The organism is Thioclava sp. ES.031 (assembly GCF_002563775.1).
Taxonomy (GTDB): Bacteria; Pseudomonadota; Alphaproteobacteria; order Rhodobacterales; family Rhodobacteraceae; genus Thioclava.
Genome location: NZ_PDJO01000001.1, coordinates 190586 through 203520, shown reverse-complemented (window position 1 = coordinate 203520; position 12935 = coordinate 190586). Strand labels below are relative to the sequence as shown.

The 12935-nt window shown below is 66.8% G+C and carries 11 protein-coding genes; 5 read left to right on the top strand and 6 right to left on the bottom strand.

Going from position 1 to position 12935, the window contains the following annotated elements; translation table 11 throughout:
* Positions 1-3: 3 nt before the first annotated feature.
* From AXZ77_RS01040 to AXZ77_RS01020, 5 genes are read right to left on the bottom strand one after another with little or no spacing between them, the layout of a single operon-like run.
* Entirely contained in the window at positions 4-639 is a 636-nt protein-coding gene (locus AXZ77_RS01040) for an ATP-binding cassette domain-containing protein (RefSeq protein ID WP_098409703.1), read from the bottom strand.
* A complete protein-coding gene (locus tag AXZ77_RS01035; RefSeq protein WP_098409702.1) occupies positions 636-2291 on the bottom strand; it encodes an ABC transporter permease in 1656 nt (551 codons plus the stop codon). The genes AXZ77_RS01040 and AXZ77_RS01035 overlap by 4 nt, the downstream gene beginning before the upstream one ends.
* Positions 2292-2298: 7 nt before the next feature.
* Positions 2299-3498, bottom strand: coding sequence for an ABC transporter substrate-binding protein (locus tag AXZ77_RS01030; protein ID WP_098409701.1), 1200 nt, complete (start codon positions 3496-3498; stop codon positions 2299-2301).
* A gap of 11 nt (positions 3499-3509) precedes the next feature.
* A complete protein-coding gene (locus AXZ77_RS01025; protein ID WP_098409700.1) occupies positions 3510-4115 on the bottom strand; it encodes a CDP-alcohol phosphatidyltransferase family protein in 606 nt (201 codons plus the stop codon).
* A complete protein-coding gene (locus AXZ77_RS01020; protein ID WP_098409699.1) occupies positions 4112-6226 on the bottom strand; it encodes an FAD-dependent oxidoreductase in 2115 nt (704 codons plus the stop codon). The genes AXZ77_RS01025 and AXZ77_RS01020 overlap by 4 nt, the downstream gene beginning before the upstream one ends.
* Positions 6227-6360: 134 nt before the next feature.
* Between AXZ77_RS01020 and AXZ77_RS01015 the strand changes: the two genes are divergently transcribed.
* Both AXZ77_RS01015 and nagA read left to right on the top strand, forming a co-directional pair.
* Positions 6361-7182: a BadF/BadG/BcrA/BcrD ATPase family protein gene (locus AXZ77_RS01015; RefSeq protein WP_098409698.1), complete on the top strand. Its 822-nt coding sequence runs from the start codon at positions 6361-6363 to the stop codon at positions 7180-7182.
* The gene (nagA, locus tag AXZ77_RS01010; RefSeq protein WP_098409697.1) at positions 7170-8312 is read left to right on the top strand and encodes an N-acetylglucosamine-6-phosphate deacetylase; all 1143 of its coding nucleotides are present in this window, start codon (positions 7170-7172) and stop codon (positions 8310-8312) included. Before AXZ77_RS01015 ends, nagA begins: the two co-directional genes overlap by 13 nt.
* On the opposite strand, the gene serB is transcribed toward nagA, so the two are convergent.
* Positions 8288-9160 carry a phosphoserine phosphatase SerB gene (serB, locus tag AXZ77_RS01005; protein ID WP_098409696.1) on the bottom strand — a complete coding sequence of 291 codons (873 nt, stop codon included), beginning with the start codon at positions 9158-9160 and terminating at the stop codon, positions 8288-8290. The genes nagA and serB overlap by 25 nt on opposite strands.
* 159 nt (positions 9161-9319) lie before the next feature.
* Here serB and AXZ77_RS01000 point away from each other — a divergent pair, with 159 nt between their 5' ends.
* From AXZ77_RS01000 to AXZ77_RS00990, 3 genes are all read left to right on the top strand, one after another.
* Positions 9320-10465, top strand: coding sequence for a phosphoserine transaminase (locus tag AXZ77_RS01000; protein ID WP_098409695.1), 1146 nt, complete (start codon positions 9320-9322; stop codon positions 10463-10465).
* Between the two features lie 70 nt (positions 10466-10535).
* Entirely contained in the window at positions 10536-12131 is a 1596-nt protein-coding gene (gene serA, locus AXZ77_RS00995; RefSeq protein ID WP_098409694.1) for a phosphoglycerate dehydrogenase, read from the top strand.
* Positions 12132-12199: 68 nt separating this feature from the next.
* Positions 12200-12934 carry a metallophosphoesterase family protein gene (locus AXZ77_RS00990; RefSeq protein ID WP_098409693.1) on the top strand — a complete coding sequence of 245 codons (735 nt, stop codon included), beginning with the start codon at positions 12200-12202 and terminating at the stop codon, positions 12932-12934.
* The last annotated feature ends 1 nt before the right edge of the window (position 12935 follow it).

Genomic DNA, 12935 nt, shown 5'->3' with positions numbered 1-12935 from the left:
GGTTCAGCCCAACGCGATCCGGCGTGCAGCCGCCGCGCCATCTTCCGGATCGTGGCTGACCATCAGGCAGGGGATACGCTCAGCCTCAAGATGCTGCAGCGTGAAGCTGCGAATCTCAGCCCGCAACTCCGCATCCAGCGCGGCGAAGGGTTCGTCGATCAGAACCGCACGCGGCCGCGCCAGCAGCGTACGCATCAGCGCCGCGCGGGTGCGCTGCCCGCCCGATAGCGTCGCCGGATCGCGATCCGCCATGCCTGCAAGCCCGGCCTGTTCCAGCGCGGCCTCCACCGCCGCGCGCCGGGCCACCTTGCCCTTCACCTGCACCGACAGCCCGAAGGCCAGATTGTCGCCGACCGAGAGATGCGGGAAAAGCTGCGCCTGCTGGAACAGCATCCCGATGCCGCGTTTCTCAGCGGGCAGATGCGTGACGCTTTCACCATCGAGCCGCACATCGCCCGAAGCCGTGAACCCCCGCGGCAGATGGCCCCCGATATGGGCGAGCAGGCTCGACTTGCCGATCCCGGACGGCCCCATCAGGCAAACCGTCTCTCCGGGCGCCACGACCAGCGACAGCGGCACGAAGAGCGGGGCGGAGGCGCCGGGCGCGGTCAGGCTCAGATCGATCAACTCAAGGCTCATGCCACTCCTCCGCGCAAGCCGCGCCGGTTGCGATGCCACCATGCCGGCACGGCAAGCGCCAGCGCGAAACCCACCCATGGCAGCGCCGCCTGCATCAGCGCAAGGATCGCGGCCAGCCGCCGATCCGCCCCCGAGGCCAGCGCCACGGCCTCCGTCGCCAGCGCCTGCACGCGCCCCGCCCCGGGCAGCAGAACGGCGAGATATTGCGCGACCGACACCGCGACCCCGATCGCCGCCGCCGCACAGATCGGGCCGAGCAGCATCGGCAGCTTGATCCGCAGCAGGCGGCGCGTCGGCCCGGCCCCGAGGCTCGCCGCACTGGCCAAATGCGCCGGGTCGAGCGCGCGCCACGGTCCGGCCAGCGCGATCATCACATAGGGAAAGACGAAGAGCAGCTCGGCCCATGTCACGGCAACCACTCCCGGCGGTAGGCCGAGCCAGAGAAACCCGGTGGTCAGCCCCTGCAGAAACCCGATCTGCGGCAGCAGAAGCGGCAGGACGATCAGCGCACCGAGCGGCAGGCGCTTGCCGGAGCGGTCCTCGCTTTCCAGCCAGAGCATCGCGAGGATCAGCGCCAGCGCGGTCGAGACAAGCGCAAGGGTCAGGCTGGTCAGTGCAGGCCCCGCCCAGTCGGCGCTCGCCCAGCGTTTGAGGGTGAGGTCTGCGGGCAGCGCATCTGGAAAACGCCAGAAGCTCGCGAGGCTCCACAGGATCAGCGCGCCGAGCGATCCGAGCGCGAGCGTACCGCCCGCCCCGATCAGGCCAGCACCGCTCCAGTTCCGCCGCGATGCGCCGCGCTGTCCGATGCGGATCAGCGCCTTGCCGAGCCGTGCCACCGCGCGCTCGCCGACCATCCAAAGCGCCGCACTCGCCCCCATCACGACCAGCAGGATCACCGCCAGCGCCGAGGCGGGCACCGCCTGCGCCGGATCCGGCGCGCCGTAGAGCCGCAGGATGCGCACCGCCAGCGTCGGCGGGTTCGACGGCCCGAGAATCAGCGCCATGTCGACGACCGACAGCGAGAAGGCCAGCACGATCAGCACCGGCAGCCGCAGCGCTGGGTAAAGCTGCGGCCAGACGATCCGCACCCAGACGCGGCCCGGCGCATAGCCAAGCGCCCGGCCCGCCGCCATCTGCGCCGCCACCGGGCGCTGCGCGGCGGCGACCAGCGTCATCAGCGTCAGGAACGGCACCTCTTTCAGCATCAGCCCGAGGATCAGCGACAGCCCCCACGGATCGCCCACAGTGACGATCTGCGGCGGCAGCTCCCAGCCGGTTGCCCAGGGAGAGATCAACCGCGCCGCCCAACCCGAGGGCGCGATCAGGAAGGCCAGCCCGATCGCCAGCGCCGCATGGGGCACCGCCAGCAGCGGCGTCAGCCAGCGCGACGCCGATTGCCGCGTCACCAGCCAGCGCGCCAGCGGGATCGAGGCCGCGAGCGACATCAGCGCAGCCCCCAGACCGGTCACCAGCGTCAGCCGCAGCGAAGTGAGGATACCGGGCGCGGCCAGCGCCTCGGTGAAGCCCTCCCAGCCCAGCGCGACGCGCCCCAGCCCCGGCTGCCACCCGAAACCGGTGGCCAGCGTCAGCGCCGCGCCGAGCAGCACCGGCGCGCCGATCACCAGCGTCAGGATCGCCCCGGCGAGCCGCATCAAACCCTCACTTCGTGTAGCGCTGCGCCCAGTCCTCGGTGAGCTTCGTCATCCAGCTCGGATGCGGCTCGGGGAGCGTCGGCCCGAGATCATCCAGCGTCGGCAGCGCAGGCGCCGTGGGCAGGTCCGCGAAAGCCTGTTTCGCATCGGCATCCAGCTTTGCCGGATCAAGCACCGAGAAACTGCCCAGCACGCGGATATCCTGCATATGCGCCTGCGTGGCCGGATCGAGCAGGAAATTCGCGACCAGCTCCGCCCCGGCCTGATGCGCCGCGTTATAGGGGATCGCGACGTAAGAGATATTCCCGATCGTGCCGCCTTCGGGCACCCAGACGCGGACCGAGGGCGGCAGCACGCCCTGCTCGATCATCGCAGCCGGTGCCGCCGGATCGAAGAACATCGCGAAATCGACCTCGCCATCGGCCAACAATTGCGCCTGCACGCTCTCATTCTCGGGGAAGGATTTGCCTTCACGCCGCATCAGCGGGCGCAGCGCGTCATACCACGCCCAGAGCGGCGCAGTTTCCTTGGCATAGGCCTCATCCGTCACGGGCTGCGCCAGTGCCGCCGGATCGGGCGCCAGCTCGACCAAAGCCTGCTTGAGGAAGCTCGCCCCCATGAAATTCGACGGGTTGGGATGGGTGAAGCGACCCGGATGCGCCTTCGCCCAGTCCAGAAGCCCCGCCATATCCTTCGGCGGATCGCTCACCCGCTCCGCATCATAGGCGAAGGCGAATTTCGCAAGCCGCCACGGGCTCTCATAGCCCTCGGTCGGCACCGTGAAATCGGTCGTGGCCGCCGAGCCTTCCGACAGGTCGAGATATTTCGCATTGGGCAGATCGGAAACGAACGGCCCATGCAGCAAGCCCGCCTCTTTCATCGCCAGAAAGTTCGGCCCGTTGATCCAGATGAGGTCCACCGCACCGCCCTCATCCTTGCCTGCCGCCTTCTCGGCCTGCACGCGCGAGACCGCCTCGGCGGTGTCGGACAGCTTCACCTGCTCGACCGTGACGCCGTATTTCTCCTGCATCTGGTCGGACACCCAATCGATGAACGCATTGGTGCGCGGATCGCCGCCCCAGGCGTTGAAATAGACCGTCTGGCCCTTCGCCTCGGCCTCGGTCTGCGCCCAATCGGCGAAGGCGGGGGATGCGAGCGGCAGCGCGAAACTCGCGGCAAGAACCGGGGCGGCAAGGAGGTTTCTCATACTCTCTCCGTTCAGGAAAACGCCCGCCAGCCCATCAGCCAGCGGGTCACGGTGGTCACGAAACAGGCGGCGGCGAAGAGGTCTGCGAGGATCGGGAAGGCCTGCGGAAACAGGCAGATCGCCGAGAAGAACAGGATCGTCTCGGCCCCTTCGGTCAGCCCGCCGAGGTAGTAGATGCCCTTGGTCGGATAGGCATCGGTGCTCATCCCGCGCTTGGCGGCGATGGAGGCGAAGGCGAGGAAGCTCGACCCGGTGCCGACGAAGGCCGCGATCAGGATGGTCGCGGCCAGCGCGTTGCGCGCGGGATCGGCAAGCGCGAAGCCCACCGGGATCAGCGCGTAGAACAGAAAATCCAGCGCAATATCGAGGAACGCCCCGCGATCGGTCGGTCCCTTGATCCGCGCGATGGCCCCGTCGAGCCCGTCCGCGATCCGGTTGATAAGGATCAGCGCCAGCGCCAGCCAATAGGCGTGGAACGCCAGCGCCGGGATCGCCAGAAGGCCCAGCGCGAAGCCCGCCACCGTCACCTGATCGGCGCGGATACCGCGCGCGGCCAGCGCCTCGGCGGGGGGCTGCATCATGGCACGTTGCAGCGGCAGGAGAGCAGCGTCGATCATCCGCGCCTCCAGGTCATGAAGCGCTCGGCGATCCGCAGCGTGCGCGGGTTCACATGGGCCTGACGCCAACGCCCGGCGGCGTTCTTCGCGGCTTCGGACCAGCTGGGATAGATATGCGGCGTCGAGAGGATCTTGCCCAAGCCCAACCCGTGCCGCATCGCCAGCGCGAATTCCGCCAGCACCTCGGCCGCATGCGCCCCGCAGACCGTCGCGCCAAGAATCTTGTCGGAGCCTTTCGCGGTGACGATGCGCACGAAGCCTTGCCCCGCCCCTTCGGCCAGCGCGCGGTCGAGATCGCCCAGCGGATAGGTCGTGACCTCGTGATGCACGCCCTCGGCCTCGGCTTCCGCAGCTGTCATCCCCACCCGCGCCAGTTCGGGCGAGGTGAAGACCGCATGCGGGATCGGCGCGGCATGGGCCTTGAACCGCCAGAATGGGGAGGCCAGCGCATTGGCCGCCGCGATCCAGCCCTGATGCCCCGCCGCATTGGTCAGTTGCAACGGCCCCGCCGCATCGCCTGCGGCGTAGATATTGGGCATGAGGGTTTCGAGGTAGTCGTTCGTCTCGATCACCTTGTTCGCCGGAATGCCCAGCTCCTCCAGCCCGAAACCTTCGAGCCGCGCCTTGCGCCCGACCGCCACCAGAAGCGTGTCGAATTCGATCTTCGAGCCGTCCTCCAGCTCCAGCCATTTGCTGTCATCGTGTCCGAAACGGATCGCCTTCGCGCCGAGCTTCAGGTCGACCCCATCGGCGCGCAACGCCTCAGCGATGGCGTCCGAGGCTTCGACATCCTCACGGATCAACAGCCGCTCCGCCGCCTCGACCACGGTGACGCCCGCGCCCAGCCGCGCCAGCGCCTGCGCGATTTCGCAGCCGATCGGACCGCCGCCGAGGATCACCATCCTCTCGGGCGGCGCAGGCATCGCGGCGAGCGTCTCCCACAACGTGTCCGAGGTCAGGGGCTCGACCGATCCGATCCCCTCGATCGGCGGGATCACGGGCGCCGCGCCGGTCGCAAGCACCACTCCGCGCGCGGTCAGGCGCTCATCGCCTACACGCACCGTCCACGGGTCTTCCAGCCGCGCATGGCCCTCGATCACCTCGACGCCGAGACCCTCATAGCGCTCCACGGAATCATTCGGCGCGATCTGCGCGATCACCTCGGAGATCCGCTGCGTGACCACGGGCCAATCGACCGAGACATCCGCGCGCACGCCCAGCGCCTCGGAGCCGCGCGCCACGCCCGCAGCCCGAGCCGAGGCGATCAGCGCCTTCGACGGCACGCAGCCGAAATTCAGGCAATCGCCGCCCATCGGGCCTTCCTGCACCAGCGTCACCTTCGCCTTCGCCTGCGCCGCGACATAGGAGGCCACCAGCCCCGCAGCCCCGGCCCCGATCACGATGAGGTTGCGGTCGAACTTGGCCGGGCGTTCATAGCCGCGATAGGCACGCTTGCGTGCCCAGACCCGCAGCGCCGCGCGCGCCACCCAGGGAAACACCGCCAGCGCCGCGAAGGCTCCGAGCAGCCCCGGCGAGACGATCCCCGACAGGCTGTTCAGATCGCCCAGTTGCGCGCCCGCCGCGACATAGACGGCCGTGCCGGGCAGCATGCCGAGCTGCGAGACCGCGTAGAATTTCCAGGCCTTCATCCGGGTCAGCCCAAAGGCGAGGTTGATGACGAAGAACGGCACGACCGGGATCAGCCGCAGCGAGAAAAGATAGAACTCGCCGTCGCGCGCCGCCCCTTTCTCGATCTTCGCCAGCCGCGGGCCAAGCCGTCCGCGCACCCAGTCGCGCATCAGGTAGCGCGCGACGAGAAAGGCCAGCAGCGCCCCGATGGAGGACGCGAACGAGATAAGCACCAGCCCCTGCCAGAACCCCAAAAGCGCCGCACCCAGCAGCGTCAGCCAGACCGCGAAGGGCAGCGACAGCGCCGTCACCACGACGTAAGTGACGAAGAACCCGATGGGCAGCGCCAGCGGATGCGCCTCGCGCCACGCGGCGAGGCTGTCGCGCAGCGCGCGCAGCCGCTCGGGGTCGGGATCGGCCACCAGAAAGGCCGCGATCACCGCCAAAGCGGTCAGGCCAAGGAATATCAGAGGTTTGCGCATAGCTCTCCCGTGGGTCACGCCCCAGTGATAGAGGCGATGCGATCTTTCCCCAAGTCGTTTCGCGCGCGGATTTCGTTACGCGCTTTCTCTCGGGGCCGCTATTTGGCACTGTTACGCACAAAACGGAGGCGGGGATGCATTTCATTGCGGTCGATGGCGGAGGCAGCGGGTGCCGGGCGGTTTTTGCCGACGGTTCTGGCCGTGTCATCGGGCGTGGCGACTCCGGCCCTGCGAACATCGCCTCGGACTATGACGAGGCGCGTCATCACATCTTCACCGCCATCGAAACCGCGATGGGCACTATCGACGCGCGCGAGATTCGCGCGGTGCTCGGGCTGGCGGGGGCGAACCATGCGCCGGCCGCAGAGGCCTTGGCCGCCGAGCTGCCGTTTCCGGCCCGCGTGGTGCAGGACGTAACGACCTCGGTGCGCGGTGCACTGGGGCCCGAGGACGGGATCGTCGCGGCCATCGGCACTGGTTCGTTTTTCGCGCGGCAGCTGGACGGTCAGCAGCACGCGATCGGTGGCTGGGGTTTGCGGCTGGGCGATGAGGGCTCGGGCGCGTGGATAGGTCGGGCGCTCGGGATGCGGGCCGGACGTGCGCTCGACGGGTTCTGCGCGGTGACGCCGCTCCTGCGCGAGCTGCTCGAAGAGATGGATGGGCGCAACGGGCTGATCGCTTTCAGCCTCGACGCGACCCCTGCCGATTGGGCGCGGTTTGCGCCGCGCATCCTTCAATCGACCGACCCCGCCGCCGTCGCCGTGCGCGATGCGGCGCAGGCCGAGATTCGCGCGGCGATCGCGCTGTTGCAGCCCGAAGAACCGCTTCCGGTGACCTGGCTCGGCGGGCTAGGAGAGGGTCTTGCGCTCGACGACTGGCCGCAACGGGCCGCGAAAGGCAACGCGCTGGACGGCGCCCTGGCATTGGCGATGGAGGATGCGTTTTGGACAAGCTGATCCTGACGGGCGCGCGTGTTTTCGACGGCACAGCCTTCCATGAAAACCATGCGATTGTGCTGGAACAGGGTCGAATTTCGGTGCTCTGCCCGATCGCGGAGATGCCTGAGGGCGAGGTGGTCGAGTTTCCGGGCGGCACGCTCGCGCCCGGTCTCGTCGATCTGCAGGTGAATGGCGGGGGCGGCGTGATGCTCGACGGGCACGCGACGCTCGAGACGATCTCCACCATCTGCGCCGCGCATACCGCTCTCGGCGCGACCACGATCCTGCCGACGCTGATCACCGATACACGCGCCGCGACCCAGACGGTGCTGGCCGCGGGCATCGCCGCCGTCACGCGCGTTCCGGGATTCGGCGGGTTGCATCTGGAGGGCCCGCATCTCGACCCCAAGCGCCCCGGCTGCCATCCGCCCGGCTGCATCCGCCCGCTGGACGAGGAAGACATCGAGACGCTGCTCGAGGCGAAGACCGGGTTGCCCGCGCTGCTCCTGACGCTCTCGCCTGCCAATGCGACGCCCGAGCAGATCGCGCGGCTGTCCGAGGCCGGGATCGTCGTCAGCCTCGGCCATTCGGAGTGCAGCTTCTCGGAGGCTCAGGAGGCCATCGCGGCGGGCGCGCGGATGGTCACGCATCTCTTCAACGCGATGAGCCAGCTGGGCTCGCGCGAGCCGGGCCTTGTCGGCGCGGCGCTGTCGCAACCGGTCTCCGCGGGTCTGATCGCGGATGGCATCCATGTGCATCCCGAGACGATCCGGCTGGCGCTGGCGGCGAAACGGCAGGGCGAGGTCTTCCTCGTCTCCGACGCGATGGCCTGCGCCGGGTCCGATCTGATGGAATTCGATCTCGCCGGTCGCCGCATCCAGCGGCGCGACGGGGCTCTGCGGCTGGAGGATGGCACGCTTGCCGGGGCCGATCTGTCGCTGCCGCAGGCCGTGCGCTTCATGATCGAGACGGTCGGCGTGTCACCGGAACAGGCGCTCGCGATGGCCAGCCGTATCCCGGCAGAGGCAATCGGTGCGCCGGTGGGCCGGATCGCGCCGGGCTTCGCCGGGGATCTGGTGCATTTCGATGATGACTGGCGCCTGACTGAGGTCTGGCAGGGCGGTCAGGCGAAGTCTTCCACCGCGTAGCCCTGAATGTAGAGCAGAGCGCTCAGATCGCCGAAGTTGATCCGGATGTCGCATTCCGCCGCGACCGAGGGTTTGGCATGCAGCGCCACGCCCGCACCGGCGAGCTTCAGCATCCCCAGATCGTTCGCCCCGTCACCCACGGCCATAACCTGCGCATGGTCCAGCTTCAGCTTTTCCGAAATTTCCAGCAAAGCCTGAACTTTGGCTTCACGCCCAAGGATCGGCTGCGAGGGCACGCCCGTCAGCTTGCCTTCCTCGACCAGCAGCAGGTTCGCGCGGTTCTCGTCAAACCCAAGCGTCTCCGCCACATAACCAGTGAACGCCGTGAACCCGCCCGAGACCAGCGCACAGTAAGCGCCGTTGGCCTTCATCGTCGCCACCAGATCGTGCCCGCCCGGCATGAAGCTGATGCGCTTTTCGATGACCTCGGAAATCACGCTCTCGGGCAGCCCCTTCAGCAGCCCCACCCGCTCGGTCAGCGCGCCTTCGAAGTCCAGCTCGCCATTCATCGCCCGCGCGGTGATCTCTTTCACCCGCTCGCCGACGCCCGCGACATCGGCCAGCTCGTCGATGCATTCCTGCTGGATCATCGTCGAGTCCATATCCGCCAGCAGCATCTGCTTGCGTCGCCCCTCGGTGGGCTGCACGACCAGATCGACGCCCAGCCCCTGCAGGCCCTCCCAGGCCTCCCAGCGATTCGACGGCACGCGGTCCACCATGAACTCGGCCGCGACATTCGGGTTGAGCCAACGCGCCGCGCCGCCGCCCCATGCACCGCAAAGCGCATCCAGCGTGCCTTGATCCAGATTGGCCTCTGTCGGGTCAGCGATCAGCGTGGCGGTAAACATGCGCGCTCCTTGGGGAATGTCGGTTCAAATGTCGTATCCGTGACCTGATGCGGCGCATTAGACCAAAAATTCTCCTTGCGCCAGAGCGGGCGCAAGCGTATCTGCGGCGGCGGGACACCCTTCCCCAACGAAGGGCATATATCTGGAAGGATACCAGCAATGGCTATTCAAGCTCCGGCTACGCGGCCGGCTAACCCGCGTTTTTCTTCGGGCCCCTGCACGAAGATTCCCGGTTTCTCCCTCGACATGCTCAATGACGCGCCCCTGGGCCGTTCGCACCGTGCCGCTATCGGCAAGGCGAAGCTGAAAGAGGCGATCGACACCACCCGCGAAATTCTGGGCGTGCCTGCCGATTACCGCATCGGCATCGTGCCCGCCTCCGACACCGGCGCCGTCGAAATGGCGATGTGGTCGCTGTTGGGCGAGCGCAAGGCGACGATGGTCGCTTGGGAAAGCTTCGGCGCGGGCTGGGTGACCGACGTGGTCAAGCAGCTCAAGATCGAGGCCGAGACGAAGACCGCCGACTATGGCGATATCGTCGACTTCTCCACCATCGACTTCAACACCGACGTGGTTTTCACGTGGAACGGCACCACCTCGGGCGTGCGCGTTCCCAATGGCGATGCGATCCCGGCGGACCGCGAAGGCCTGACCATCTGCGACGCCACCTCGGCCGCTTTCGCGATGGACCTGCCCTGGGACAAGCTCGATGTCACCACCTTCTCCTGGCAGAAAGTGCTGGGCGGTGAAGGCGGTCACGGCGTGCTGATCCTGTCGCCCCGCGCGGTCGAGCGTCTGGAAAACTACACCCCCGCCTGGCCGCTGCCGAAGATCTTCCGCATGACCAAGGGCGGCAAGCTGAATGAGGGCATCTTCAAGGGTGAGACGATCAACACCCCCTCGATGCTCTGCGTCGAAGATTACCTCGTGTCGCTCACTTGGGCGAAATCGGTGGGTGGGCTGAAAGGCCTGATCGACCGCGCCGATGCCAACGCGAAAGTCGTGTGGGATTTCTGCGCTGAAAAGCCGTGGATCGCGAACCTCGCCAATGATCCGGCGACCGCGTCGACCACCTCCGTTTGCGTGAAGTTCACCGACGATCGCATCAAGGACGGCGCGGCCTTCGCCAAATCCGTCGCGAAGCGGCTCGAAGCCGAAGGCGTGGGCCTCGATCTCGGCGCCTATCGCGACGCCCCGGCCGGTCTGCGCATCTGGTGCGGCTCCACCGTCGAGACGGCGGATGTCGAGGCGCTGATGCCTTGGGTCGAATACGCCTTCGAGGCCGAGATCGCCGCGCAAGCGTGATCCGTGACAGATTGGCGGGCCTCCGGGCCCGTCCTTTCCCAATATTCTGAAAATTCAAGGAGCCCAGAAAATGGCCCCCAAGGTTCTCGTCTCCGACAAGCTCTCGGAAACCGCCGTCCAGATCTTCCGCGACCGTGGCATCGAGGTCGATTTCGAACCCTCGCTCGGCAAGGACAAGGAAAAGCTCGCTGAGGTGATCGGCAAGTATGACGGTCTCGCCATCCGCTCGGCCACCAAGGTCACGGCGAAACTGCTCGAAAGCGCGACCAACCTGAAAGTCGTCGGCCGCGCCGGTATCGGCACCGACAATGTCGACAAGGAAGCCTCGAGCAAGAAAGGCGTGATCGTGATGAACACGCCCTTCGGCAACATGATCACCACCGCCGAGCACGCCATCGCGATGATGTTCGCCGTTGCGCGCCAGATCCCCGAAGCCGATGCCTCGACGCAGGCCGGCAAATGGGAAAAGTCGAAATTCATGGGGGTCGAACTGACCGCCAAGACGCTCGGCGTGATCGGTGCGGGCAATATCGGTGGTATCGTCTGCGACCGTGCGCGTGGCCTGAAGATGAAGGTCGTGGCCTATGACCCCTTCCTGAGCGAAGAGAAGGCGGCCAACATGGGCGTCGAGAAGGTCGAGCTGGACGAGCTGCTGCGTCGCGCCGATTTCATCACGCTGCACGTGCCGCTGACGGATTCGACCCGCAACATCCTCTCGAAGGAGAACCTGCAGAAAACCAAGCCCGGTGTGCGCATCATCAACTGTGCGCGTGGCGGTCTGGTCGACGAGCAGGCGCTGGCCGATCTCATCAAGTCCGGCCATGTCGCGGGCGCGGCCTTCGACGTCTTCGCCGAGGAACCGGCGACCGATAACGTCCTGTTCGGCCTGCCGAACGTGGTCTGCACGCCGCACCTCGGCGCCTCGACCACCGAAGCGCAGGAAAACGTCGCCCTGCAAGTCGCAGAGCAGATGTCGAACTACCTGCTGGACGGCGCTGTCGAGAACGCGCTCAACATGCCCTCGATGACCGCCGAAGAGGCGAAAGTCATGGGCCCGTGGGTCCGTCTCGCGCAGCACCTCGGCGGCTTCATCGGTCAGATGACCGAAGATGCGATCAAGGCGATCAACATCACCTTCGACGGTGTGGCGTCCGAGATGAACCTCAAGGCGCTCGACGCCGCCGTGGTTTCGGGCATCCTGAAAGCCAGCCAGCCGGACGTGAACATGGTCTCCGCCCCGGTCATCGCAAAAGAGCGCGGCATCCAGATCTCGACCACCTCGCAGGACCAGACCGGTATCTTCGAAGGCTACATCAAGGTCACCGTCGTCTCGGAGAGCAAGGAACGCTCGATCGCGGGCACCGTGTTCTCGGATGGCAAGCCGCGCTTCATCCAGATCAAAGGCATCAACATAGACGCCGAAGTGGGCGAGCACATGCTCTACACCACCAACGACGACGTGCCCGGCATCATCGGCAAACTCGGCACGATCCTCGGCCAGAAGGGCGTGAACCTCGCGAACTTCACCTTGGGTCGTTCGAAGCAGGGCGGCGAGGCGATCGCCATCGCCTATGTCGACGAGGCCGTCGGTCAGGACGTGGTCGACGCGCTGAAAACCTCGGGTGGCTTCAAGCAGGTCAAACCGCTGGAATTCGTTCTCGGCTGATCTAGCTGAACGGTTGAATCCGGGCCCTCCGCCGCGCGCGGGGGGCCTTTTCATTGGAAGGGACAGGCATGCGCACCTATGCGATCGGCGACATTCACGGACATCTCGACAAGCTCAAGCGCGCGCATGAGCTGATCGCAGCGGATCGCGCGGCATGCGGCGAGACCGAGGCCCCGATCGTGCATGTCGGCGATCTGGTCGATCGCGGACCGGACTCTGCCGGGGTGATCGATTACCTGATGAAAGGCCAGCAAAGCGGCGAGAACTGGATCGTGCTGCGTGGCAATCACGACCGGATGTTCCTCGGCTTTCTCGACGATCCCTATACCGAAGACCCGATCCTGAGCGCGGAGGTCTCCTATCTCAATCCACGCGTGGGCGGCGAGGCGACGCTGGAAAGCTACGGCATCGAGAACGCTTTCTCCCGCCCGCTCGACGAGGTCGCGAAGGAACTATCCGCGATCCCGCAGGCCCATCGCGACTGGCTCGCGGGACAGCCCGCCTATTTCCCGCGCGGCGAGGCGATCTTCGTCCATGCGGGTATCCGGCCCGGCGTGGCGATGGAGGATCAGGTGGAGGATGACCTCCTGTGGATTCGCAAACCCTTCCTGACCGACAGCCGCGACCACGGGGCGCTGATCGTGCACGGCCATACAAATATCAAGGCGGCCACCCATTACGGTAACCGCCTCAATCTCGATTCCGGTGCGGGCTATGGCCACCCGCTCTCGACCGCAGTCATAGAAGGCCGCGACGCGTGGCTTCTGACGCCCGAGGGCCGGGCCGAACTGCCGCGCGGCTGAG

Bases quoted from the DNA above. Each gene is read 5' to 3' on its own strand.
- AXZ77_RS01040 (WP_098409703.1), bottom strand. From the start codon at position 639: ATGAGCCTTGAGTTGATCGATCTGAGCCTGACCGCGCCCGGCGCCTCC.
- AXZ77_RS01035 (WP_098409702.1), bottom strand. From the start codon at position 2,291: ATGCGGCTCGCCGGGGCGATCCTGACGCTGGTGATCGGCGCGCCGGTG.
- AXZ77_RS01030 (WP_098409701.1), bottom strand. From the start codon at position 3,498: ATGAGAAACCTCCTTGCCGCCCCGGTTCTTGCCGCGAGTTTCGCGCTG.
- AXZ77_RS01025 (WP_098409700.1), bottom strand. From the start codon at position 4,115: ATGATCGACGCTGCTCTCCTGCCGCTGCAACGTGCCATGATGCAGCCC.
- AXZ77_RS01020 (WP_098409699.1), bottom strand. From the start codon at position 6,226: ATGCGCAAACCTCTGATATTCCTTGGCCTGACCGCTTTGGCGGTGATC.
- AXZ77_RS01015 (WP_098409698.1), top strand. From the start codon at position 6,361: ATGCATTTCATTGCGGTCGATGGCGGAGGCAGCGGGTGCCGGGCGGTT.
- serB (WP_098409696.1), bottom strand. From the start codon at position 9,160: ATGTTTACCGCCACGCTGATCGCTGACCCGACAGAGGCCAATCTGGAT.
- AXZ77_RS01000 (WP_098409695.1), top strand. From the start codon at position 9,320: ATGGCTATTCAAGCTCCGGCTACGCGGCCGGCTAACCCGCGTTTTTCT.
- serA (WP_098409694.1), top strand. From the start codon at position 10,536: ATGGCCCCCAAGGTTCTCGTCTCCGACAAGCTCTCGGAAACCGCCGTC.
- AXZ77_RS00990 (WP_098409693.1), top strand. From the start codon at position 12,200: ATGCGCACCTATGCGATCGGCGACATTCACGGACATCTCGACAAGCTC.